The organism is Salinispora sp. CH2A1_6, from assembly GCF_056820975.1.
In genome coordinates, this window is record NZ_JBXEDG010000010.1 from 42,120 (window position 1) to 65,498 (window position 23,379).

The following is a 23,379-nucleotide window of genomic DNA, read 5'->3' on the forward strand; positions in this document are numbered from 1 at the left end:
TGACGGCAATGATCGTGACCGACATGGACGCCGACTGAGCCGACAGCGGGTGGACCGGAAAGTGCCCGGTCCACCCGCTGCGCCGTTGGTCAGTCGTCGAAGCCGGATGGATGGGCGTCGCCGACCGCGTTCAGCAGCACATTCTGCTCCAGCAGCGCCTTGCAGGCGCAGAGCACCATGGTGAAGCCACCCATCGAGTCGATCGCCTTCGTCACGGCCTCGTCGGCGGTGCCGGTGAAGCCAGTTTCGGTGATTCGGACCAGGGTGGTGTTGCCCTCGCCCGGCAGGAACCGCCATTCGAGTTGGGTGGGGGACTCAGGATCCCACTCGGCGAGGATACGGCTGTTCTCCTCGACGTCCTTGACGGTCACGACGGTGGAGACGCCGTACATCTCCCAGTCCCAGGTGACGGTGGCGCCGGGCTCGAGTCGGCCGCTGCTCTTGGTGAACCAGAACTTCGTGGTCACCGCCGGGTCCACGAACGCCTGGAAGACCTCGGTGACGGGCTTGCGGATGAGCATCTGCGCGGTGATGGCAGGTGCTTGGGTCAAACGGTCACTGTCCACGGGGTAGCCGTGTTCCCTTCTCGTGTAGTCATGCACTGCATACAAAGGTGGCAGTCGGCGGCACGTGTCCGCCGCACGGGTGGGTCAGGCCCGTCGCCGGTACAAGAACATGGAGAGCGGTGCGAAGATCACCACCAGCGCCGCGCAGCCGAGCAGCGCCGCACCGACCTCACCGGCGGTCGCCGTGCCGTGGGCCAGACCACGGGCGGCGGTGATGGTCAGCGCGAACGGGTTCAGGCTCACCACGGCCTGAAGCCAGCCCGGCAGCGTCTCCTGCGGCACGAAGAAGTTGCTGACGAACGAGACCGGGAAGACGATCGCCTGGCAGGCGCTCAACGCGGCGGTCGGTGATTTCAGGGCGAGCCCGAAGACCACGTACACCCAGGAGAAGGAGAAGACGAAGACCAGGGTGATCAGGATCGTGGCGAGGACGCCGAACACGCCGCCCTCCGGTCGGAATCCGACCGCGAGACCGACCGCCACGGCGACCGCGCAACCGACGATGTAGAGCACGTTGTTGCCGAGCAGGGTGCCAACGATCGCGGCGGGACGCCACACGGCCAGCGCGCGGAACCGGTCGGACACCTCTCGGGAGTTGTCCAGGTTGACCACCGCGCCGATCCGCATGCTGATCATGATCCCGGTGAACACCACGATGCCCGGGATGTAGAACTGCATGTAGCTCGAGGTCGAGCCGGCCAGGGCACCACCGAACAGGAACCCGAAGACCAGCGTGAACATGATGGGTACGCCGAGGGCCTCAAGGATCTGGGTTGGGTCACGGCGTATCTTCTGCACCGCCCGCCAGGCGAAGGTCAAGGTGGACGACAACGGGCCCGGACGCCTCGGCCGCGCCGCGGCGAGAGAAGAGTCACCTCGGCCGGCGCCGGCCTGCACCGCGCTGCTCACGCTGCCTCCTCGGTCTCGGTCTCGGTCTCCGTCCGCGCCCCGTCGGCGGGGTGTCCGGTGAGGGCGAGGAACACCTGATCCAACGTGGCGTGGCCGAAGGCGTACTCGGCCAGCCCGATGCCGGCCCCGGCGAGGGCGGCCAGCGCCTGGGTGGCGTCGTGCTCTGCCGCGACCTGGGCGCTGAGCTCCGCCCGGTCGGCTCCGGTGTGTACCTGGGCGCCCAGGGCCCCGGCCAGTATCCGCTCGGCGGTCTCCCGCTGCTCGGCGGTGCGCAACCGTATCCGCAGCACACTCGAACCCACCGACCGCTTCAGCTCCACCGGAGTGCCCTCGGCGATGACCCGGCCGTGGTCGATGACCGCGATGCGGTCGGCAAGCTGGTCCGCCTCGTTGAGGTACTGGGTGGTGAGCAGGATGGTGGCGCCCTCGGTGACCATGCCCCGGACGAGGTCCCACACCTGGTTGCGGCTGTGCGGGTCGAGCCCCGTCGTCGGCTCATCGAGGAACAGCAGGTCAGGCGTCACGATCATGCTGCTGGCGATGTCCAGCCGTCGGCGCATGCCGCCGGAGTACGTCCGCACCAGCCGGGAGGCGGCCTCATCGAGACCGAACGTGGAGAGCAGTTCCTCGCCGCGGCTGCGGGCCTCGCGCCAGGACAGGCCCCGGAGTCGGGCGAGCAGGACGAGATTGTCCCGGCCGGACAACTCCTCGTCGACCGATGAGTGCTGCCCGGTCAGCCCGATCCGATCGCGGATCGACCCGGCCTCGCGCACCACGTCGTGGCCGAGTACCCGGACCTCGCCGCTGTCGGGTGGGATGAGAGTGGCGAGTGTGCGGACGATCGTGGTCTTGCCGGCTCCGTTGGGGCCGAGCACTCCATAGACACTTCCGGCCGGCACACGAAGATCGACCCCGTCGACGGCGTGCACCCCACCGTAGGATTTGCGCAACTGGGTGACGCTGACGGCGGGAGTGCTGGTCTGCTGTGCGGACAAGTCAGCCGTACGGGACATAGCGTTCACAAATATATAGTAGCAGGACGTTTTAGTCCGGTCACGCCCTCTGAGTCGACGTGTCGCAATTCTTCTATCGCGAAGGCGACGAAACTTGCTCCGAAATGGCCGGATGTCCCGGAATTTACCCGACACTCGATCGCCGCATGGACACCCGTCGGGTAGTAGCTATAGCATTCTCAAGCGGAATGTGGCGACGGGAGTGAGGAGTGGACGTGTCCCCACGCGAGCTGGTCGAGGTCGACGAGGTGGCGGAGATCTACGACGACGGCGCCTGGGCCGTCGAGGTGCTCGGTGGAAATATCCACTTCGGGTGGTGGGAGGACGACGATGACCGCACACCCTTCCTGGAGGCCATCAACCGGTTCACCGATATCGTCGGCGACCGACTCGCGTTGCACCCCGGGCAGCGGCTGCTGGACGTCGGGTGCGGGGCCGGCGAGCCGGCTATCCGCCTCGGCCAGCGCAGCGACGCCGACATCACCGGCATCACCAACAGCAGCGAGCACCTCAGGCGGGCCCGGGAACGCGTCAATGAGTCCGGGCTTCGGGGCCAGGTCCGTTTCGAGCTGGGCGACGCCGCCGCGATGAGCTATCCGAACGCCTCGTTCGACACGGTGCTCGCCTTCGAGTCGCTGGTGCACGCGCAGGACCGGCGGCAGTGGCTCGCCGAGATCCACCGGGTGCTCAAGCCGGGCGGCCGGGTGGTGCTCACCGACCTCGCCGAGGACGCCCCGCTCACCGAGCGAGACCGGCAGATCCTCACCGATTTCACACTCGCCCCGCCCGGTCCGCCGATGGCCGCGTTTGACCTGGTCCGCGACGCGGGGTTCGCGGTCGACGAGTTCCTCAGCTGTGGCGACAAGATCAACCGTTCCTTTCCGGCCTACCACGAGCGGGTACGGCAGCGGCGCGACGCGCTCGCCGCCGCGTACGGGGCCGAGAAGATCGACGCTTTTCTCGCCGAGATGCCGGCCGTGCTCGACGTCCTGCGTACCAAGGTCGGCTGCGTCATCATCGTCGCCCACAAACCCGCGCCGACCCCGCCGGAGGCGCAGGGGTGAGCAGGATGCGGATCGTCCCCGCCGACCGCGGCTGTCGGATCTGCGGCGGCCCGATCACCGAGCTGCTCGACCTCGGGCGACAGCCCCTCTCCGACGCGTTCCTGCGCCCCACCGAACTCGCCGACGAGTTCTTCTACCGCCTCGCACTGAGCCGGTGCGCCGACTGCACGATGGTCCAACTCGTCGAGGAGGTGCCCCGCGAGCGGATGTTCCACCACGACTACCCGTACCGATCGTCGCTGTCGACGGTGATGCGCGCGCACTTCACCGCCACCGCCCGGGAACTGCTCGCCACCGAACTGACCAGCCCTGGCGCGTTCTGCGTCGAACTGGGCTGCAACGACGGGGTGATACTGCGGACGGTGGCCGACGCGGGCGTACGGCATCTCGGCTTCGAACCGTCCGCCGGGGTCGCCGAACTCGCCCGGCGGCAGGGCGTACGAGTGAGCACCGACTTCTTCGAGGAGGAGACCGCGGCGGAGGTCCGCGCCAGCGACGGGCCGGCGGACGTCATCTACGCCGCCAACACGGTCTGCCACCTGCCCTACCTCGACTCGGTACTGTGCGGAGTCCGGCTGCTGCTCGCCCCCGACGGAGTCTTCGTCTTCGAGGACCCATACCTTGGCGACATCCTCGCCAAGGCCGCCTTCGACCAGATCTACGACGAGCACTTCTACTACTTCACCGCCCACTCGGTGCGGGCCACCGCTGCCCGCTTCGGGCTGGAACTCGTTGACGTTCGCCGGCTGCCGGTGCACGGGGGCGAGGTGCGCTACACCCTCGCCCACACCGGGCGGCGCACCCCGTCTCCGGCCGTCGCCGAGCTTCTGCGCCGAGAGCGGGAGCGGGGGGTAACCGGGGCCGAGGCGTTGCGCCGGTTCGCCGCCGACGTCGCGCGTATCCGGCAGGACCTGGTCGCTCTGCTGCGCTCGCTGAAGGAAGAGGGCCGCACGGTCGCCGCCTACGGGGCCACCGCGAAGAGCGCCACCGTCACCAACTACTGCGGCCTCGGGCCGGAGCTGGTCTCGTACGTCTCTGACACCACCCCGGCGAAGCAGGGGCGGCTGACCCCCGGCGCGCATATCCCGGTCCGCCCACCCGCGGCCTTCGCCGACCCGTACCCGGACTACGCCGTGCTCTTCGCCTGGAACCACGCCGACGAGATCATGGCGAAGGAAACCGGGTTTCGGGCCGCCGGCGGTCGATGGATCCAGTACGTGCCCACCGTGCGCGTCTGGTGAGGGCAGCGGTGCCGTGAGTATCTACCGCGCCGGATATGCCGAGTGCTACGACCTGGTCATGCGGCACCGAGGCCGCGATCACCCAGCGGAGGCCGCCGCGCTCGCTCGGCTGGTCCAGCACGGCAACCCCGCCGCTACTACGCTGCTCGACGTGGCCTGTGGCACCGGGCTGCACCTGGTCCACCTGCAGGACCACTTCGCCCGGGTGACCGGGGTGGACCTGTCGGCGGAGATGCTGGCCCACGCGGCTACCCGCGTGCCGGGCGTGCCCCTGCACCAGGGGGACATGCGGGATCTGGACCTGACTGCGGTCTTCGACACGGTCGTCTGCCTCTTCGCGGTACCGCACCTGCGCTGCACGGTGGAACTGGACCGGATGGTGGCTCGCCTCGCCGCCCACCTGAGCACGCGCGGCGTGCTGGTGGTGGAACCCTGGTACACGCCGGAGGAGTTCGTCCCCGGGCACGTGGCCCGCGACGTGGTGGAGGTGCAGGACCGGGTCGTGGTCCGGCTGTCCCACTCGGTGTGGCTCGACGGCGCGCCCGACCGGATCCGGATGACCGTGCACCTGGCGTACGCGGACCGGGAGGCGGGTATCCGGCACGACACGGCGACGACCGAGCTGACGCTGTTCCGGCCGGAGCACTTCGCCGCCGCGTTCGGCCGGGCCGGCCTCGTGGCGGCCCACGTCGCGGCGCGGCCGTTCCGCTGGGGTCTGTGGATCGCCCGCCCGGCGGGTGCGTGGTGACCGGCGACCGGGCGCGGGTGGTGGTATTGGGCGGCACCGGATTCGTCGGCCGCCACGTCGCGGACGCCTTCGCCGACAGCGGTCACGAGGTGCTGACCGTGGCCCGCCACGTCCCGGCCGACCGGCGCCGGCACCGGTTCACCGCGCTCGACCTCGGTCACACCGACCCGGAGACGCTGGCCCGGCTCGTGGACGCCGAGGCCCCGGCCACCGTCGTTGACGCCACCGGCAGCAGTTGGGGGCTCGATCCCGACCGGATGGCCGACCGCTGTACCCGGCTCAGCGGCCTGTTGCTCACCGCGTTACGCCGCGCCGACTGTCGGCCACGACTGATCCACCTCGGCTCGGTGCTGGAGTACGGCCCGCAGCCGCGGGGTGGACCGGCCGATCCGCGCGGTACGCCCCCGCCCGGCACCGCCTACGGACGGGCGAAGCTCGCCGCGACCCGTGCGGTACTGGCGGCGGCGCACGCCGGTCACGTCGACGCGGTGGTGCTGCGCCTGGTGAACGCGCTCGGCCCGGGGTTGCCTGCGACCAGCCTGCTGGGCCGGGTCGCCGGCGCGCTGGCGGCGGCGGCACGGGCCGGGCTCGCGGCGGAGGTGACGCTGGCCCCACTGGTGGCCCGGCGCGACTTCGTTGACGTCCGGGACGCCGCCGCAGCCGTGCTGGCCGCCGCCGGACGCCCGGTGACTGGCCGGGTGCTCGACATCGGCCGGGGCGAGGCGGTGCCGGTGCGGACGCTGGTGGGGCTCCTGGTACAGGTCAGCGGGGTGCCGGCGACGGTGACGGAGCACGCCGAACGGCCCGGCTGGCGGGCCGCGACGGAGTGGTCCTGCGTGGATCCGGGGCCGGCCGCAGCGGCGCTGGACTGGTTGCCGCGGCGTGACCTGCACCGGGCGGTGACCGACTTCTGGCACGACGAGCTGCGTCGGTACACCGGCGTCGGTCTCGGAGACCCGATGGCGGTGCGGGAGTCGCGGCACCCGACCAAGCGCGGGACGCCAAGCGTGCGGCGCGCGACGAGATGACCGGCGGCGCGACCGGCGGCACGGACTCGACGAGGCGGCGCCGGTAGGCCCGCCTCGGCGACAGGGAGGGCAGGAATCATGCGGGTACTGTTCATGGCGGGTCCGGCCATTGGCCACGCGTTCCCGTTGGTGCCGCTCGGTTGGGCGTTCCGCGCTGCGGGGCACGAGGTCATCTTCGTCGCTGCCGGTGATGCGCTGGCGGTCGCCCACGCCGGGTTACCGGTCCTGGACGCCGCACCCGGACGGACAACCGCGGACATGCAGGCACAATTCGCCCAGGACGTGCCGCGTCTCTTTGAGCCCATCAGGGCCGACCCGATCGGCGAGATGGAGCAGCGCAAGCCGTACATCGTCGCGGCCTGGGATCCGTTCGTGGACGCGCACGTCGCGCTCGGCGAATGGGTCCAGCCGGAGCTGGTGGTGTACGACCCGGTTTTCGCGGTCGGCCCGGTCGTCGCCGCCAAGCTGAAGGTGCCCGCTGTGGCGCACAGCCTCGGGCTGGCCCGGTTCACCCCGGAGCTGTTGCGCGAGCTGCCCGGCGCGGTGGCGCTGCGCCGGCACGGGCTGGCGCTGCCCGAGGGCATCCGTACCGTGGACATCGCCCCGCCCAGCCTGGTGGAGGGTGGGCCGGCCGAGCTGTCCATGCGGTACGTGCCGTACAACGGCGGTGGGACCCTGCCGGACTGGCTCCGGGAGCCGGTCACCCGTCCCCGGATCGCGGTCACCTTCGGCACGCTCGGTGGGCCGGACCGGTTCGCCGCCGGCATCGAGCGGGTGCTCGCCGTCGCGCCCGAGCTGGATGCCGAGTTCGTGCTGGCGATCGGGGAGTCGGCCGCGCCGGCGGACCTGCCGCCGAACGTACGCACCACCGGCTGGGTGCCGCTGAACCAGCTGCTGCGTGGCTGTGCCGCCGCGATCCACCACGGCGGGGACGGCACCACCCTCACCTGCGCGGCGCTCGGCGTCCGCCAGCTGGTGCTGCCCGGCGCGCCGGATGAGCTGGTCACCGGCGCGCTGCTGCGTGCCCGAGGGCTGGCGCACGTGCTGGGCGAGATGCGGGAGCTGGACGCCGCGGCGGTCGGCCGGCTACTCACCGATGTGGAACTGGGCCGGGCGACCCGGGAGGTGCGGGCTGAGATCGCCGCGCTGCCGGCCCCGGCCGACGTGGTGCCGCGGTTAGCCGCCCTGGCGTGAGCCCGACGGGCGGGCGGCGACGACCCGGCCGGGTGGACCGGCCCGTCGTCGCCCGTCGGGTCACCGCAGCTGCGCGTCGGCCACCGCCAAGAGCGGGGCCGCGCGGACTCGCCCTACCGGTGGCCGTGCGGCCAGCTCGGCCGGTCGACACTCACGCAGGGTGCGGGGGCCGGATGATCGTCAGGTACACACACAATGATTGAGAATCATATAGCAAACCCGATTGCGGTGGCTCTACCATCTCGGGATGGAGCCTTCCACGTTCAGCAAACCGGTCCCCGACTTCGCTGACCTCCGTGACGACTTCCTACGGCTGACCACCCAGATCGGCTGGTGCACCGTGGCCACCGTCGATGGACAGGGCCGGCCGCGCAGCCGCATCATGCATGTCTCCTGGGAGGTCGGTGACGGCCCGACCGGCTGGGTGAGCACCTCCCGCTCGCCGGTCAAGACCGCACACCTGGCCCGCAACCCGTACGTCTCATGTAGCTACTGGACGCCCGCGCACGACGTTGTCTTCGTGGACTGCCGTGCCTCCTGGCTGGAACCGGGCGACACCAAGCGCCACGTCTGGGATCTGGTCGCCGCCGAGGCCACGCAGCGTGGCTTCGACCCGTACGCGATCTGGCCCGACGGCCCCACCGACGCCGGCTTCGAGGTGCTCCAGTTCGACCCCTGGCGGGTGCAGATCACCCTTGAGGACCTGGCCAACGGGCAGACCATCGGATCGTCGAGGGTCTGGCACGCCGCCGGGCGGCGCGCGCCCGCCGAGGCACTACTCTTCCGCTGATCCCGCCCCGGACCGCCGTCGCGTCGGCAGCGGCGCCGGTCCCGTCACCGGCATCGCCGACGCGGGCAGCCGCGCCGGCCCGACACCAAGAGAGTCCACCATGACCAGGACCCTGCGCACACCCACGTCGGCGCCCGGCCGGCTGCCCGTGCTCGGCCACGGCCTGCACATGAAGCGACGGCCCGCCGAGTTCCTGCTCGAGCTCCAGTCCGGGGAGCCGGTGGTCACCATCGCGCTCGGCCGGCGCCCGGCGTACGTGGTCAACGATCACACCCTGATGCGCGAACTGCTCCGCGACGGTGACACCTTCGTCCGGGGCGGACCGATGACCGAACGCTTCCGGTCCATGTTCGGCAACGGTCTGGGCACTTCCGAGGGTGAGTTCCACCGTCGGCAACGGGCGCTGATCCAGCCCGCCTTCCACCGCAACAAGGTCATCCACTACACCGAACTGATGAGCCGGACCGTCGCCGGCACGCGCGACTCCTGGCGGGACGGCCAGCGTCTCGCCGTCGAGAAGGAGATGGACGAGCTGGCCCTCACCAACGTCGTCGAGGTCATCTTCGCCGGCGACCGGAGCGTCGACCGCGCCCGGTTCATGGCGGCGACCACCACCGTCCTGGGCGGACTGTTCCGCCGGATCACCGACGTGACCGGCGTGCTGACCCGCCTACCCACCCAGGCCAACCGCGACTACGACGCCGCGGCCGAGTACCTGCGGGCCACCATCCGCCGGGTCATCGCCGAGTACCGTGCGGCCGGCACCGACCATGGCGACCTGCTGTCGATGATGCTCTTCGCCCGCGACGAGGACGGCCGACCGGCCATGAGCGACCAGCAGGTACACGACGAGGTGATGACCTTCTTCATCGCCGGCAGCAACACCATCGCCAACACGCTCTGCTGGGCCTTGCACCAGATCGGCGCGGACGCCGAAGTGGAGCGGCGGCTGTACGCCGAGGTCGACCGGGTGCTCGACGGGCGGGCGGCGGGCTACGCCGACGTCGCGAACTTGGAGTACACCCGCCAGGTGCTCTCCGAGACGTTGCGGCTGCGTACCCAGGGCCTGTTCAACAACCGGGTGACCGCCCGGGACGCCGAACTCGGTGGCTACCTGATCCCGGCCGGCTCAGCCGTGCTCTACAGCTTCCACGCCGTACATCACAACCCTCGGATCTACCCCGAGCCCGAGCGCTTCGACCCCGACCGGTGGCGGCCGGAGCGGGCCCGGGCGCTGCCGCACGGCGCCTTCATGCCGTTCGCCACCGGCGTGCACGGCTGCATCGGCGACCAGTTCGCCTGGACCGAGATGATCGTCTCGCTGGCCAGCATCGTCGCCCGCTGGCGGTTGGAGCCCGTGCCGGGCCATCAGCCCAAGCCCGTGCCGGCCATGACCATGCCGGTCGACTCGCTCCCGATGACCGTCCGGCTGCGTAGCCGCTAACCGGCCGGTGCCCCCGGCGGTCGCCCCAGCCCGGGCGACCGCCGTGCCGCGGTACGGAGGAACCGGCCCGCCGGTGCAGCACCGTTCAGAGTTCCCCGGCGATCACGTTGCCGGGCGCGTCGGGGTCGGCGCTGAGGTAGAACTCGTGCGCCGCCCGGCCGTACTCCTCGCTGGTGAGGTAGCCGTCCCGGTCGGTGTCGAGCCGGTCGAAGACCCGCTGAGTCTCCTCCGAACGCATCCCGCTCTTGCTCTGCGCCGCGAACATCTCCGCGTGGTTGATGCGCCCGTCGCGGTCGGCGTCGGCCACGTCGAAGACGGCCAGGCTGAACGGCACCGCCGCCTTGCTGACGAACTCCGAGAAGTCCGGCTTGTCGGCCCAGGCCACCCATTCGGCGACGGTCACCCGCTTCTCGCCATCCGGTCCGTCGCTGCCGCGCATCCCGCGCCACATCCGGGCCGCCGCACCGTGAATGCGTCGCCAACCCGGCGAGTACGGCGCGACCCCGTAGGTGTCGCACCAGATCTGGGCCATCGCGGTGATGTCCAGCCCATCGATGACACCGTCGCCGTCGGCGTCATACGAGGCGAAGACCTTCTCCAACTTGCGGCGTTGCAGTTCGGTGGTCATGCCGGTCCTTCCTCTACTACGGATCGGTTCTCGCTACGCCCACCTCGTGGACGCCGGCGTGCCGCAGCTCAGGCCGGGGCGACCGCCCGGACGGTGAGTGCGGTCGAGGTCAGGTCGACCGCGCCGTCCCGGTCGAGGTGCTGCTTGACGGCGGCGGCCACCTCGGCCCAGAGCGCCTCCTGCTCGGCCGTACCGAGCGCGTCGACCCGCTGGCGTACCGGCGGCGGTGCCACCGCCCGGGTGAACCGCGCGTACTCGCCGGGGTCGTGGAAGCGGAACGGGACCGGGTACCCGGCGACGGTCACGTCACGCAGTCCGGCGGCGGTCAACCCGGCTGCCAGCGCCGCCGGGTCGCAGAGGCGGTACGGGCCGGGGGAGTTCGGTGGCGGGGACGGGAGGTCCAGCCGCCGCGCGAGTACGCCGTACCCGAGTGACATCAGCGGCACCCGGGCCGGCGGTCCCCACACGGCCGCGGCGAGCACCCCGCTTGGGACGAGCAGTCGGGCGACTCTGCGGAACGCGGCGTCGGGATCGACGGCGAACATGAGCCCGAGCCGGCTGAGCACGACATCGAAGGCGTGCGGGGGGAGCTCCATCGTCTCCAGGTCAGCGACGAGGAAGTTGACGTTGCGCTGGCCCTCGGCGCGGCGGCGGGCCGTGGCGAGCATGGCGGGGGAGAGATCGATGCCGGTGACTGTACCGGTCGGACCGACCACGTCGGCGGCGCTGAGCGCCGGCTCCCCCGGCCCGGTCGCGACGTCCAGGACGCGGTGGCCCGGTCGCACCCCGCCGAGAGCCAGCAGCCGCGCGGTCAGCGCCGTCCCGCCCCGCTCGAAGGTTCGCCACTCGCGCGTCCAGCCGTCGCTAACGGCGTCCCAGGTCCGCCGCTGTTCGGCCTTGACGGCGGCGGCATCGGTCGATATGGACATCGCTCTTCCTCCTGTCGGTCCGAGCACCCATCCGGCCGCGCCGACTCCGGCATGACAGGTGGGCCGTCGGCGTCTCCCGGCGCACGCAGCACCCAGGCCTTCCGGGTAGCGGTAGCTCTCTCGGACGACCGCGACTCTGCTCATGTCCTCTCTCCTGGAGATGTGCGGTTCGCGGATCAGGCGGGTACGGGCCGCTTGTGGTGGTCCGGGGAGACCGGACCGATCGTCGTCGGCGTTTCGGGTGTCGTCGGTGAGCGGGGGTGTCCCTGCTCTCGGCGCGTCTGTTCCCGGCGCGCGACGTGCAGCGACCAGAGGAAGACGCCGCGGACCAGGCAGACGATCGCGGTGGCGAAGAAGAGCCCGTACGCCACCGATGCGCCGGTCAGCACGCCGTACACCAACGCCACCCCGCCGCCGAAGGCGAACTGGGTGGCGGGCCGGCTCGGTGTGGTGCCCGGGTCCGTGATCATGTAATTGGTGAAGAGCACGAACGCGGTGCCGGTCATGGTGGCCAGGGCACCCGGGATCGCGGTGTCCAGCACGATTCCCCGGACCACGGCCTGCACCACGAAGATCGACAGCCAGCCGGCGATCAGCCACATCCGGCGGGTGAGCTTGGCGTTGAGCATGGTGCCCAGGACGAGAACCACCGCCACGACGGCCCAGTCGGCGGGACCGGAGAGGTTCTCGGTGAAGTGGTACGGCGGCGCGATGGAGACCCACGGGTACAGCAGCAAGACGATCGAGATGCCGAAGTTCGACGGGTTCATGTAGTGGCGGAGCCGCCCGTTGACCGGTGCCCGCAGCAGCCACTTTCCGCTGATCGCCACCAGCACGCCGAAGAGCATCACCAGTACCCGGTCGTTGGTGTAGAGCAGCATGTTCACCGCCAGCGCGGTGATGTGGGCGGGGAAGAGGAACTCCACCAGGTTGCGGAGGCCGCCGGCGTACCGCGGGGGGCGGCCCTCGCCCCGCGCGCCCAACGCCTCCAGCAGCAGTTCGGCGCCGTACGCGGTGAGCACGGCGTACACCGGCCAGAGCGCGGGTTGCTCGAAGCCGAGGACGGTGTAGCCGAGGATGTTGAGGACGGTGATCGAGATCGCGAAGCGGCGCAGCGCGGTCACTCGCGGGTCGCGTGGCTTCGTCATGAACTCGCCTCCTGTGCCTGCTTGCCGAGGGTGAGTGCGTGCCGGCCGGGCGCGAGCGTCAGGGTCTGCGAGCGGGGCGCGCCGGTCCGGTCCCGCCAGGCGAGGTCGACCTGGACCGGGCCGGTGACCTCGCCGAGGCCGATGTGCACCTCGAAGCTGCGCCGACCGGAGTGGCCGCTGCCGCCGTCAACCCGCCCGCGCAGCAGGCGGCCGTCTGGGGTGCGGACAGTGACGTCCGCGCCGATTACCGGTGACCCGGTGACGGCGTCGCCGACCGGCGGACGGGTCAACGTCAGTGACAACTGCGACCCGGTGCCGGGGCTGTCGTTGCGGTAGAACACCGGGGCGTCCCACTGCCGGGCCACCGCCATGTCGAGCCGACCGTCGCCGTCGGCATCGCCGAGCGCGATGCCGCGGGTGGGAATCGGTACCGCCAGCCCGAGGTCGCCGGCGATGTCGGCGTAGCGGCCACCGGGCATCTGGGCGTGCAGGCGCAGCGGCTGGCCTCCGGCGATGTCGTCGCCCAGGGTGACCCGTGGCCACGACCGGGGGTGCTCCAGCAGCGTGTCGTTGGTGGTGGCGAGTTCCTGAAGCTGCGCCCACCGGTTCACCTCGCCCTTGACGAAGCCGCTGGTCTGCGCGATGTCGGGTCGGCCCTGGTTGGTGAGGTCTGCGATCTTGACGTCCCAGCTCCAGCCGCTCCAGGCGAGGTTCAGCGGTGCGCTGCGGTCCACGAACGGTGCCCGGCCGGCGGCGAGCCGCTCGCGCAGATCGGCCTCGTCGCGGGCCTGGTTGACGAAGGCGAAGTTGCTTTCCTGGATGCCGAACGGGGTGGTGATGTTGCCGACGTATATGTCGTAGAGGCCGTCGCCGTCCAGGTCACCGACGTCAACGCCCATGCCCTTGAAGGAGTCGTGTCCGAGCACCTTGGACTTGGGCACGGTAAGCCGGCTGTTCTCCCCCTCGACGAGGGTCAGCCGCATCTGGCCAGGGGTGGAGCGGTTGTGCAGCAGCCGGTCGGGGCCGAAATCGTTGGCGACGTACAGCTCGGGCAGCAGGTCGCCGTCGAGGTCGGTGGCGGTTGCCGCGAGGGCCCAGCCGCGCGAGACGTTTTCGTCGAAGAGGTCCGGCACGTCGGAGAAGGTGACGGCGTCGGCGGTCGCGCCGGTCCAGCGCAGGACGTGGTTCCGCCCGCCGTTGTACGCCGCCGACATGGACCGGTTCATCGTCACTCCGCCGCTGACACTGTGGTCGAGTACCGGGCCATCGGGGAAGTAGTTGCCGAGGAAGATGTCCTCGTGGCCGTCGCCGTCGAAGTCGGCGACGCTGGCCGTATTGGTGTTCCATCGCGGCCCGGCGTACCCGCCGTCGGCGGTGGCGGGTGGCGGAAGAAGCTCGACCGGCTGGAATGCCGCCTCGGAGAGCCCGTCGGTGCCGGGCCGGGCCAAGAAGATCACCGGGGTGCGGCCCCACCAGTAGACCAGCAGGTCGGTACGGCCGTCCTCGTTGAAGTCGCCGGGGGCGCAGCCCATCGGTGCCATGGGTGGCCCCATCGGCAGCGGGGCCGGGTCGAGCACGAACGGCTCGTACCGCTCCTGTCGCGCACCGGGGGCCGGAGTGACCACCACCCGGTCGATCCGTACGTCGGTGACACAGAGGTCGTTGGCCAGCCCGTCGCCGTCGATGTCGTTCATGGCGACGCCGGCGCCGATCGAGGAGATCCAGGCGTCGATGTGCGTGTAGTCCTGGTTGACCCGGCGGATGCTCTGCTGCGGCAGGCCCCCGGGGATCGCGATGGACAGCGGCGTGAACTGGTAGGCCGCGGCCACCTGCCGCCGTTCGTCGTCGGTGGCCGTGGCCGGTCTCGCGATCAGGAATAGGACGACGATCAGCAGCAGGGCGGTCAGCCCGGCGAGATGACGTCGGCTCCAACCAAGGATCATGGACACCCGATCAGCACCTTTCCAGCAGGACGATTTGGTCGGCGATGCGCTGACGCCACACGCGAAGGCGGGCAGCGAGGCCGAGTCGGTCAGGTCGGTCAGAGCCGCGTCGGTGATCGCGGCGCCCGCGTAGGCGAAGCCACGCCACGGTGCCGGTCGGCGTTCCAGAATCTTCTCGGCGGCTCGGGGTGGGGCGCTCCGGTGGCGTCACCGAAACGGCCGATGAAGCTCAGCCCGGCACTCCAGGGACTGCCGGCCGGTGTCGTTCTCTACGTGGACGTCACGCACGTTTAACAACACTTCTTGTTTATCCGGGCTCAGTGTCCGTTGCCGAAGTGCCAGGAATGGTCGGGCCATGGCACGTCCATTCGCCGTGGTTTTGCTCATGCGGATTCGACCGCAGGGAATAAGATTCCCCTCGATGGGTCCCTCCGCTCCGGCTAATACTTGCGGAACGTGTCCGTCAGTGTCTTCTCGCAGGTTGCTGTGTTGTCTTCGTCGGGTGCCGGCGAGCGGCCCGGCGAGCCGGCCGGCCGGGTGTAGGTCAACCGTCCCGTGCCGCACCGTGCACAAATGCGACGAGGTGGTGGCACTCGGACGGTCGAAGCTGCCGGTGCGCTGCTAATCAAGAGGAGTTCAAGAGCCGTCCACCACCATCGGCTGTGGTTCCCGAGTAGTGCTGGAGGGGGCATGAGGCAACTTGATGGTGCCGTCCGCAAGGAACATGACCGCCGCCTGGCCACTATTGTCCGCGTGGTCGAGCACATGAAGAGCGAACTCGGCAGGCCGTTGCCGCTGGAGGTGTTGGCGAACCTCGCCACATTCAGCCCCTTTTATTTTCACCACATGTTCAAACAGGCCACGTCGATGCCGCCGGCGCGTTTCCTGGCGGCTCTGCGCATGGCCGAGGCCCGGCGGTTGCTGCTGCACTCGTCGCTCACCGTCACGGCGATCAGCGTCCAGGTGGGGTACTCGAGCGTCGGCACCTTCACGGCCCAGTTTCGTCGCTGGGTGAGCCTGCCCCCGGAGCGGTTCCGCCAGCTCGCCCGGCAGTTGGTCGGAGTGTCCGTGGCGGCGTTGCTTCCGGTGATCAGCAGCCGCGCACTCGCCCTTGGCACGCAACCGCGGGCGTTGATGGACCTCGACACCGTCGAGATGCCGGGACTGCTGCTCGCCACGGTGGCTCTCGGCAACGGAGGACGGAACCAGTGGTGGACGGCCGCGCCGCGCCCCCTGCCCGCGGCGCTGCCGGCCACCGTGCCGCCGGGCGAGCACCGGGCCCGCGTACTGCTGCTGCGGCCGGATCGGGACGCCACCGCGGCGCTTGTCGACGGTGTGCCGGATAGCTTCCTGACCGGCGGCACGGAGCTGCGGCTGCCGGCGGAGACAGACGGTGACCAGCGGGTCCGGTCCTCCGCGTGGAGGACGGTCACGGTGCCGGTGCGTCCGGTGCGAGCCACCGATCCGCCGCTGCTCTCGGCCACACCACTGCGCTGGCTGCTGGGCCTGGCACAGGCCGGTTGGCGGAAACGGGCGCCGGTGGTGGCCGAGCGGCGCGTGCTCCGTGCCGTCTGATGAACCCGTCCTGGGCCGGACCAGCTCCCAAGATCGAACTGCACGTCCACTTCGAGGGGACGGTCCGGCCGGAGACGCTGCTCGTCATCGCCCGACGCAACGGCGAGCGGTTGCCCGCGGAGACGGTCGAGGGTCTGCGTCCGCTCTACGAGTTCACCGACTTCACCGACTTCGTCAGGACCTGGGTGCTCACCACCAACTGCCTGCGGACTGCCGACGACTTCCGGCGCATCGTGGTGGAGTATGCCGCCGGGGCGGCCGGACACGGCGCCCTCTACCTGGAGGGCATCTTCTCGCCCGCCGAGCGGGTACGCCGGGGAGTCCCGTGGAGGGACATCTTCGAGGGGTACGCCGACGGTGCGGCCGAGGCGTACGAGCGGTACGGCGTGCGGGTGCGGTTGACCCCCGACGTGGACCGTGAGCTGGAACCGAGCGTGGCCGAGGAGTGTGCCCGTCACGCTGTGCGGTACCGGGACCGGGGCGTGGTCGGGTTCGGTCTCGGCGGTCCGGAGCTGGCCGCACCCGCCAAAGCGTTTGCCCGAGCGGTGGCGATCGCCCGTGCGGGCGGCCTGGCGTTCGTCCCGCACGGCGGCGAGGCGGGCGGTCCGGATTCGGTGCGTGAGCTGCTGGAGCTGGCTCCAGCACGGATCCGGCACGGCATTCGGGCCGCCGAGGATGACGACCTGCTCGCCGAGCTGCGGGACCGGGGTGTGGTGCTGGATGTGTGCCCCACCTCCAACCTGCGGACCCGGGTGGTGGCGTCCGAGGCCACACATCCGCTGCCTCGCCTCGTTGCCGCCGGTCTGCTGTGCACGGTCGGCACCGATGACCCGGCGATGTTCGGTACCGACCTGGCCCGTGAGCATGACCTGGCGGCTCGTCTCGGGCTCACGCCCGAGCGGGCATACGCCGCCGCGGTGGCCGGGGCGCTCTGCGACGACACGACTCGTGGCTACCTTGCGGCGATGGGTGCCCGGGCCTACGGCTGACCCATCGGTACCGGTTTGTCGGTGCCGCGGAAGGTGAGGCTGGCGGAATCGATGTTGGTCGGGTCGCCGTCGCAGTCAACGATGACGATCTGGCCGGGGTTGAGTTCGTTGAACAGGATCCGCTCGGAGAGGTTGTCCTCGATGTCACGCTGGATCGTGCGGCGTAGCGGCCGGGCACCGAGGACCGGGTCGAAGCCCTTCGTCGCCAGGTACTGCTTGGCGTTGTCGGTGAGTTCCAGCCCCATGTCCTTGTTACGCAGCTGGGTCTCGATCCGGCCGATCATGATATCGACGATCGAGAGGATCTCCTGGTGACGCAGCTGGTGGAAGACGATGGTGTCGTCGATCCGGTTGAGGAACTCCGGCCGGAAGTGCTGCTTGAGCTCGTCGTTGACCTTCTGCTTCATCCGGTCATAGTTCGAGTCGGAGTCATCAGAGGCCTGGAAACCCAACGAGACCGCCTTGGCCACATCACGGGTACCAAGGTTGGTCGTCAGGATGATGACCGTGTTCTTGAAGTCCACGATCCGGCCCTGACCATCGGTGAGCCGCCCGTCCTCAAGGATCTGCAGCAGCGTGTTGAACACGTCCGGGTGGGCCTTCTCGATCTCGTCGAAGAGGACCACGCTGAACGGCCGCCGACGAACCTTCTCAGTCAGCTGCCCACCCTCGTCGTAGCCGACGTAGCCAGGAGGCGCACCGACGAGCCGAGACACCGTGTACCGGTCATGAAACTCGGACATGTCCAACTGGATCAACGCGTCCTCACTACCGAAGAGGAACTCCGCGAGAGCCTTGGACAACTCGGTCTTACCAACCCCGGACGGGCCGGCGAAAATAAACGACCCAGACGGCCGCTTCGGGTCCTTCAGACCAGCCCGCGTACGACGGATCGCCTTCGACACCGCCTTGACCGCGTCCTCCTGGCCGATGACCCGCTTGTGCAGCTCATCTTCCATCCGCAGCAACCGAGAGGTCTCCTCCTCGGTCAACTTGTAGACCGGGATACCCGTCCAGTTACCGAGCACCTCAGCGATCTGCTCATCGTCAACCTCGGTGACCACATCCAGGTCACCGGCCTTCCACTCCTTCTCCCGCTGCGCCTTCTGACCCAACAACTGCTTCTCGGTATCCCGCAGCTGCGCGGCCCGCTCGAAGTCCTGCGCGTCGATCGCGGACTCCTTGTCCCGACGCACCTGCGCGATCCGCTCATCGAAGTCCCGCAGGTCTGGCGGCGCCGTCATCCGCCGGATCCGCATCCGCGCACCCGCCTCATCAATCAGATCGATCGCCTTGTCCGGCAGGAACCGATCCGAGATATACCGATCAGCCAGAGTCGCCGCCGCCACCAGAGCCGCATCCGTGATCGACACCCGGTGATGCGCCTCGTAACGGTCCCGCAGACCCTTCAAAATCTCAATCGTGTGCGGCAACGACGGCTCACCCACCTGGATCGGCTGGAACCGACGCTCCAACGCCGCGTCCTTCTCCAGATGCTTACGGTACTCATCCAACGTCGTCGCACCGATGGTCTGCAACTCACCCCGCGCCAGCATCGGCTTCAGAATGCTCGCCGCGTCGATCGCACCCTCCGCGGCACCCGCACCCACCAACGTGTGAATCTCATCAATGAACAAGATGATGTCACCCCGGGTACGGATCTCCTTGAGGACCTTCTTCAACCGCTCCTCGAAGTCACCCCGATACCGTGACCCAGCCACCAACGCACCCAGGTCAAGGGTGTACAGCTGCTTGTCCTTCAGCGTCTCAGGCACCTCACCCTTGACGATCCGCTGCGACAGGCCCTCCACCACAGCCGTCTTACCCACACCCGGCTCACCGATCAACACCGGATTGTTCTTCGTCCGCCGGGACAACACCTGCATGACCCGCTCGATCTCTTTCTCCCGACCGATAACCGGATCAAGCTTGCCCTCACGAGCCGCCTGCGTCAGATTGCGACCAAACTGATCCAACACCAAACTCGTCGACGGCGCAGCCTCACCCGGCGCCGTCCCCGCCGCCGCCGGCTCCTTACCCTGATAACCCGACAGCAACTGGATCACCTGCTGACGGACCCGGTTCAGGTCCGCCCCCAACTTCACCAGCACCTGCGCCGCCACACCCTCACCCTCACGGATCAAGCCCAGCAGAATGTGCTCAGTACCGATGTAGTTGTGCCCAAGCTGCAACGCCTCCCGCAGCGACAGCTCCAGCACCTTCTTAGCCCGCGGGGTAAACGGAATATGACCACTCGGCGCCTGCTGACCCTGCCCGATGATCTCCTCAACCTGCTGACGCACACCCTCCAGAGAGATCCCCAGACTCTCCAGCGCCTTCGCCGCCACACCCTCACCCTCGTGGATCAGGCCCAGCAGAATGTGCTCAGTACCAATGTAATTGTGGTTGAGCATCCGGGCCTCTTCCTGGGCCAGGACAACAACCCGACGCGCTCGGTCGGTGAACCGCTCGAACATGCCCTCGTGCTCCTCACCTGAGTCATCCGGCCAGTCGAATACTATGATTTTATATAGTGGGATGTCTATCGTGGGTCGCCGACACGTTCATGCGGGCGACCGGAAGCCCTGCTTGTCGGCGTGCTCGCCGGGCTTCGGGCGGCCGCAGCGTGCGCCAGCTGCAACCTCCACCAATAGCTTCGCCATATGAAAACAACCTCATAGCCGCTGGCGTCCGCACAGCTGGCCCTGTGGGCGCCTCGTGGTGCGACCACGCTGCTCAGGCGGGTGGCGCGGGGCTCCAGGCCCGGCCGCAGGCGTCGATCGCTACCTGTGGCGGGGTGGTAACCCGGTGTGTCAGTCTCGGCTCACGCTGAGGCTGGGGGACTGATGACAGAGACGCGCACCTGCTACCGGGTCGACCTATTGGGTCCGCTGTACGTCGAGCGGAACGGGAGGCGGTTGGAGCCCGGCCCGGCTAAGCAACGGGCCATCCTCGCCCTGCTGGCGTTACGCCTCGGCGACAGTGTCCCGATGGGTGAGGTGGAGGAGGCGGTATGGGGCGGGGCAGTTCCGCCCGCCGCCCGCTCACTGGTGCACACCTATGTCGCCCGGCTGCGTCACGTTCTGGAGCCGGAGTACCCACCGCGCCGGAGGGTTCGCGTAATCGCCTCGACCGTGTCCGGGTACCTGCTGCGCACGGAGACCGTCGATACCGACGTCGCCCGCTTTCGAAGGTACGTCTCTCGGGCCGAGAAGCTGATCGGCGAGGGTAGCCGCGAGGAGGCGTTCACCCGGCTCGGCCAGGCGCTGAACCTGTGGCGCAGCCCGAGCGTCGGTGAACTGCGTTCCCTGTTGCACGACAACGTCGAGGTGGAGGCGCTGGGTGCCGCCTGGGTGGCGACTGCCCACAGCTACGTCGGACTGGGCCTGCGGCTGGGGCGCGCTGCCGCGATACTCGACACCGCCACCCGGCTGGCCCGGCTGGAACCCCTGCACGAGGCGATCCAGGCCGACTACCTGGCCGTGCTCGGCAGAAGCGGGCATCGGACGGTGGCCCTGCACCGGTATGCCGAGGTCAATGAGCGGCTGCGCACCGAGCTTGGCGTCGACCCGGGTGAGGAACTGCAGGCGGTGCACCGCCTGCTGGTGCGTCCGGCCGGTCGGCCACCGGTACCCCGTCCGGCGCCGATGGTTCCCGTCGCGCGTCGGCGGCCTGGTTACGGACCGGGCTCCGGGCATTTGCACTGGCGGGCCGGAGCCATCGTCGACCTGGTGGGGCTCTTGGCCAAGCACCGTGCGGTGACGGTCACCGGCGCGCCCGGCTGTGGCAAGTCGGCGGTGGCCCTGCGCGCAGCCCAGCAGACTGCCCGCGTCTTCACCGGTGGGACCCTGGTCGTGGACACCACCGACCTCAGCGACCGACGGCAGTTGGAGCGCCGGCTGGCCCGGATTCTCGGAGGAGGCGGCGCCGAGGACCCGGTCGAGCTGTTGCGCGATCGGCCCACACTGTTGGTGCTGGACAACGCCGAGCACCTGGTTGACGCGTGTGCCGTGGTCGTCGACCGGCTGCTGCTGGCCTGTCCCGACGTGGCGGTGCTGACCAGCTCGCGCCAGCCGCTCGGCTTGCCGTACGAGCGGGTTCAGCGCCTACATCCGCTGCCGGTGCCGCTGCCGGGAGAGTGGCCGTCGGTCCGATCCAATCCGGCGGTCGCGCTCCTGGCCGAACGGGCAGCCCAGGCCCGCCCCGGGTTTCGCCTCGACCGGCGGGACGCGGAGGTCGTGGTGGAGATCTGTCACCGGCTGGACGGGCTGCCGCTCGCGCTGGAGATGGCGGCCGCCTGCCTGTCCACCGAGAGCCTGGACAGGGTGTTGGACAAGCTGGAGGGACCGTTGGACGGGCTGCGCCCGCCCGCCGTCGCACCAGCGCTGCGGCACACGTCGCTGCGGGCGATGCTGGACCGTAGCGTCCGGCGGCTTGACGTTCTCGAGCGGTGTCTCTTTCACCGGATCGCGTTGCTGCCGGGGGCGTTCGACCTGGCGGCCGCCCAACGGTGCTGGCGACCCCACCCGTCCGGCCCGATCGACGTGCGGGTGGTGCTCGCCGCCCTGGTGGACAAGTCGCTGGTGACGCCGGTGGGGGAGACCGGCGGGCGCTATCAGATGCTCGGCCTGCTGCGCCGGTTGGCCATCGAGTCTGGCCCCACCTGGGCCGAGCCGAGGCCTACCCCGGAGTGGTCCGCGCCGCTCGCCCGGCCGCTGCTGCGGGTGGGGGTGGGGGTGGCGTCCACGGTGGAGTGACCTGCTACCGGACGTGACGGGCCCGCTCCCGCCGGGGAGCGGGCCCGTCACGTCTCGGTTCCGCTCGTGCGACCTCCCCGAAGGCATTGACAGTATGCTTTAAAAACACATAGCTTCGAGTTTGGCGAGACCGGTCGGATCCGGTCTACCAGCGGCCCTCAGACCGCCGCTGAGTCCTGCAGACATTGGAGGTGTCTGGGTTGAGTTCCACCAGAGAGACCTACGAGTCCCTGAACCTCGAACCCAAGCCCATCCGTCCGCACATCCTTGCCGCGGCCACCGTGGTCTTCGGCGAGGACTACTACTCGGGTCGCCGCGAGACGATCAACCTGTCGGGCTTCGTGCAGCTCAACAAGTGGCCCATGCCGGGCTTCGAGCACAAGGTCGACGAAGACGGCTACGCGCAGTTCGGGACCGAGCTCATCAGCGCGCCCGAGGTGGGCATCAAGGGGTTCAGCTACGAGCTGGACGACCGCATCCAGGTGCTGTCCAACCCGTTCCTACCGAACAGCGGGCACGTGCGGCAGATCGTGCCGGGTAAGAACTTCCCCGCCGAGTTCTACATCCGTCGCTTCGGCATCCTGGAGTCGAGCACCCTGCGGCTTGCCCACCGCAACGTCATCGACATCTACGGTGTGGTGGACAGCGTCCCGCCGTTCAAGAAGCCGCTGACCGGCCCCTACCTGGGCAAGCCGCGCGGTGACGGTCCCTTCGACGTGATGGCCGCGCCGAACGTCGTCAAGGGCACCACGCTGCCGGAGGCCTGGTACCCGGCGAACGACGAGAACCAACCGGTCGGCATCACGCCGAACCTGTTCTTCGCGCCCAGCGCCGGCCCGTGCATGTCCATGCTGGTGGACCCGTCAATGATCATGCAGACCTCGTTGGAGGGGCAGATCGAGGTCGAGGTCAACGGCAAGACGGTGCGGGTCGACCTGGCCGGGGACTACCAGAATGCGGCCGGCGCCGAGGTGCTGCTCTTCGGTCCGGACAAGCACGACGAGGGTGCGGGCGTGCTCGCCCAACTGGCCCGGGTCGCGGTTGTCGGACACAGTCCGGAGCTGGGTGGCCGGGTCATGCTGCGGGCGAGCTGGCCGCGGGTCTCCGGCGGCACCCTGGGTGAGGGCAACGAGGACAGTCTGAGCCGGCTCAAGTTCCCCGGCGACCTGCACATCGACGCCGAGTTCGAGCTGGTGACGCCGCACGAAACCCTCTACGCTGCCAACTCCGTGCACGTCAACGGCAAGATGCGTGGCATGGAGGCCACGGGCACCGAACTCAAGCTGGACGGTTCGGACACCGCCCTGGTGACCGTCGACGAGCAGCCGAAGGCCCGACTCACTGGCGTCAACCTGGTGATGCGGGACGCGCTGGTCGGCGAGCACGCCGCGGTTAACGCCTGACCGACGGGTC

General features: G+C 69.5%; 19 protein-coding genes. 11 read left to right on the forward strand and 8 right to left on the reverse strand.

Annotated features, from left to right (window positions below; translation table 11 throughout):
- Window positions 1-89: 89 nt before the first annotated feature.
- From AC1UKG_RS13745 to AC1UKG_RS13755, 3 genes are all read right to left on the reverse strand, one after another.
- Window positions 90-551, reverse strand: a complete 462-nt coding sequence (locus AC1UKG_RS13745; RefSeq protein ID WP_482642173.1) for an SRPBCC family protein — start codon at window positions 549-551, stop codon at window positions 90-92.
- A 99-nt stretch (window positions 552-650) separates the two neighbouring features.
- Window positions 651-1,475 carry an ABC transporter permease gene (locus AC1UKG_RS13750; RefSeq protein WP_018815184.1) on the reverse strand — a complete coding sequence of 275 codons (825 nt, stop codon included), beginning with the start codon at window positions 1,473-1,475 and terminating at the stop codon, window positions 651-653.
- The gene (locus AC1UKG_RS13755; protein WP_029124244.1) at window positions 1,472-2,488 is read right to left on the reverse strand and encodes a daunorubicin resistance protein DrrA family ABC transporter ATP-binding protein; all 1,017 of its coding nucleotides are present in this window, start codon (window positions 2,486-2,488) and stop codon (window positions 1,472-1,474) included. Before AC1UKG_RS13755 ends, AC1UKG_RS13750 begins: the two co-directional genes overlap by 4 nt.
- A 215-nt stretch (window positions 2,489-2,703) precedes the next feature.
- Between AC1UKG_RS13755 and AC1UKG_RS13760 the strand changes: the two genes are divergently transcribed.
- From AC1UKG_RS13760 to AC1UKG_RS13790, 7 genes are all read left to right on the forward strand, one after another.
- Window positions 2,704-3,552, forward strand: coding sequence for a class I SAM-dependent methyltransferase (locus AC1UKG_RS13760; RefSeq protein WP_018815183.1), 849 nt, complete (start codon window positions 2,704-2,706; stop codon window positions 3,550-3,552).
- A 5-nt stretch (window positions 3,553-3,557) separates the two neighbouring features.
- Entirely contained in the window at window positions 3,558-4,793 is a 1,236-nt protein-coding gene (locus AC1UKG_RS13765) for a class I SAM-dependent methyltransferase (RefSeq protein ID WP_018815182.1), read from the forward strand.
- Window positions 4,794-4,806: 13 nt separating this feature from the next.
- Window positions 4,807-5,541: a class I SAM-dependent DNA methyltransferase gene (locus tag AC1UKG_RS13770; protein WP_482642172.1), complete on the forward strand. Its 735-nt coding sequence runs from the start codon at window positions 4,807-4,809 to the stop codon at window positions 5,539-5,541.
- Complete coding sequence (locus AC1UKG_RS13775) at window positions 5,511-6,569, forward strand: NAD-dependent epimerase/dehydratase family protein (protein WP_482642171.1); 1,059 nt, start codon at window positions 5,511-5,513, stop codon at window positions 6,567-6,569. Before AC1UKG_RS13770 ends, AC1UKG_RS13775 begins: the two co-directional genes overlap by 31 nt.
- Before the next feature lie 78 nt (window positions 6,570-6,647).
- Window positions 6,648-7,763, forward strand: a complete 1,116-nt coding sequence (locus tag AC1UKG_RS13780) for a nucleotide disphospho-sugar-binding domain-containing protein (protein ID WP_018744928.1) — start codon at window positions 6,648-6,650, stop codon at window positions 7,761-7,763.
- A 247-nt stretch (window positions 7,764-8,010) separates the two neighbouring features.
- A complete protein-coding gene (locus AC1UKG_RS13785) occupies window positions 8,011-8,553 on the forward strand; it encodes a pyridoxamine 5'-phosphate oxidase family protein (protein ID WP_482642170.1) in 543 nt (180 codons plus the stop codon).
- A gap of 100 nt (window positions 8,554-8,653) precedes the next feature.
- Entirely contained in the window at window positions 8,654-9,997 is a 1,344-nt protein-coding gene (locus tag AC1UKG_RS13790; protein WP_482642169.1) for a cytochrome P450, read from the forward strand.
- An 85-nt stretch (window positions 9,998-10,082) separates the two neighbouring features.
- Here AC1UKG_RS13790 and AC1UKG_RS13795 read toward each other — a convergent pair whose 3' ends face one another.
- From AC1UKG_RS13795 to AC1UKG_RS13810, 4 genes are all read right to left on the reverse strand, one after another.
- The gene (locus AC1UKG_RS13795; protein WP_018815178.1) at window positions 10,083-10,625 is read right to left on the reverse strand and encodes an EF-hand domain-containing protein; all 543 of its coding nucleotides are present in this window, start codon (window positions 10,623-10,625) and stop codon (window positions 10,083-10,085) included.
- A 68-nt stretch (window positions 10,626-10,693) separates the two neighbouring features.
- Window positions 10,694-11,554: a class I SAM-dependent methyltransferase gene (locus tag AC1UKG_RS13800; protein ID WP_482642168.1), complete on the reverse strand. Its 861-nt coding sequence runs from the start codon at window positions 11,552-11,554 to the stop codon at window positions 10,694-10,696.
- A 176-nt stretch (window positions 11,555-11,730) separates the two neighbouring features.
- Window positions 11,731-12,702 carry an enediyne biosynthesis protein gene (locus AC1UKG_RS13805; protein ID WP_482642167.1) on the reverse strand — a complete coding sequence of 324 codons (972 nt, stop codon included), beginning with the start codon at window positions 12,700-12,702 and terminating at the stop codon, window positions 11,731-11,733.
- Window positions 12,699-14,651 carry a CRTAC1 family protein gene (locus AC1UKG_RS13810; protein ID WP_482642166.1) on the reverse strand — a complete coding sequence of 651 codons (1,953 nt, stop codon included), beginning with the start codon at window positions 14,649-14,651 and terminating at the stop codon, window positions 12,699-12,701. The genes AC1UKG_RS13805 and AC1UKG_RS13810 overlap by 4 nt, the downstream gene beginning before the upstream one ends.
- 684 nt (window positions 14,652-15,335) lie before the next feature.
- On the opposite strand from AC1UKG_RS13810, the gene AC1UKG_RS13815 reads away from it, so the two are divergent.
- Window positions 15,336-16,220 carry a helix-turn-helix domain-containing protein gene (locus AC1UKG_RS13815; RefSeq protein WP_475889188.1) on the forward strand — a complete coding sequence of 295 codons (885 nt, stop codon included), beginning with the start codon at window positions 15,336-15,338 and terminating at the stop codon, window positions 16,218-16,220.
- Window positions 16,220-17,209, forward strand: a complete 990-nt coding sequence (gene add, locus AC1UKG_RS13820) for an adenosine deaminase (RefSeq protein ID WP_475889189.1) — start codon at window positions 16,220-16,222, stop codon at window positions 17,207-17,209. Before AC1UKG_RS13815 ends, add begins: the two co-directional genes overlap by 1 nt.
- Here add and AC1UKG_RS13825 read toward each other — a convergent pair.
- Complete coding sequence (locus tag AC1UKG_RS13825; protein WP_482642165.1) at window positions 17,200-19,686, reverse strand: ATP-dependent Clp protease ATP-binding subunit; 2,487 nt, start codon at window positions 19,684-19,686, stop codon at window positions 17,200-17,202. The genes add and AC1UKG_RS13825 overlap by 10 nt on opposite strands.
- Before the next feature lie 369 nt (window positions 19,687-20,055).
- Between AC1UKG_RS13825 and AC1UKG_RS13830 the strand changes: the two genes are divergently transcribed.
- Together AC1UKG_RS13830 and AC1UKG_RS13835 are read left to right on the forward strand one after the other, a co-directional pair.
- A complete protein-coding gene (locus AC1UKG_RS13830) occupies window positions 20,056-21,966 on the forward strand; it encodes a BTAD domain-containing putative transcriptional regulator (RefSeq protein ID WP_018815300.1) in 1,911 nt (636 codons plus the stop codon).
- Between the two features lie 200 nt (window positions 21,967-22,166).
- Window positions 22,167-23,369 carry a DUF6004 family protein gene (locus tag AC1UKG_RS13835; RefSeq protein ID WP_018745867.1) on the forward strand — a complete coding sequence of 401 codons (1,203 nt, stop codon included), beginning with the start codon at window positions 22,167-22,169 and terminating at the stop codon, window positions 23,367-23,369.
- Window positions 23,370-23,379 lie beyond the last annotated feature (10 nt).

What these genes read in the sequence shown, in the direction of transcription:
- AC1UKG_RS13830 (WP_018815300.1), top strand. Translation starts at nt 20,056, where the DNA reads ATGACAGAGACGCGCACCTGCTACCGGGTCGACCTATTGGGTCCGCTG.
- AC1UKG_RS13815 (WP_475889188.1), top strand. Translation starts at nt 15,336, where the DNA reads ATGAGGCAACTTGATGGTGCCGTCCGCAAGGAACATGACCGCCGCCTG.
- AC1UKG_RS13805 (WP_482642167.1), bottom strand. Translation starts at nt 12,702, where the DNA reads ATGACGAAGCCACGCGACCCGCGAGTGACCGCGCTGCGCCGCTTCGCG.
- AC1UKG_RS13795 (WP_018815178.1), bottom strand. Translation starts at nt 10,625, where the DNA reads ATGACCACCGAACTGCAACGCCGCAAGTTGGAGAAGGTCTTCGCCTCG.
- AC1UKG_RS13785 (WP_482642170.1), top strand. Translation starts at nt 8,011, where the DNA reads ATGGAGCCTTCCACGTTCAGCAAACCGGTCCCCGACTTCGCTGACCTC.
- add (WP_475889189.1), top strand. Translation starts at nt 16,220, where the DNA reads ATGAACCCGTCCTGGGCCGGACCAGCTCCCAAGATCGAACTGCACGTC.
- AC1UKG_RS13790 (WP_482642169.1), top strand. Translation starts at nt 8,654, where the DNA reads ATGACCAGGACCCTGCGCACACCCACGTCGGCGCCCGGCCGGCTGCCC.
- AC1UKG_RS13755 (WP_029124244.1), bottom strand. Translation starts at nt 2,488, where the DNA reads ATGTCCCGTACGGCTGACTTGTCCGCACAGCAGACCAGCACTCCCGCC.
- AC1UKG_RS13765 (WP_018815182.1), top strand. Translation starts at nt 3,558, where the DNA reads ATGCGGATCGTCCCCGCCGACCGCGGCTGTCGGATCTGCGGCGGCCCG.
- AC1UKG_RS13780 (WP_018744928.1), top strand. Translation starts at nt 6,648, where the DNA reads ATGCGGGTACTGTTCATGGCGGGTCCGGCCATTGGCCACGCGTTCCCG.
- AC1UKG_RS13800 (WP_482642168.1), bottom strand. Translation starts at nt 11,554, where the DNA reads ATGTCCATATCGACCGATGCCGCCGCCGTCAAGGCCGAACAGCGGCGG.
- AC1UKG_RS13825 (WP_482642165.1), bottom strand. Translation starts at nt 19,686, where the DNA reads ATGTTCGAGCGGTTCACCGACCGAGCGCGTCGGGTTGTTGTCCTGGCC.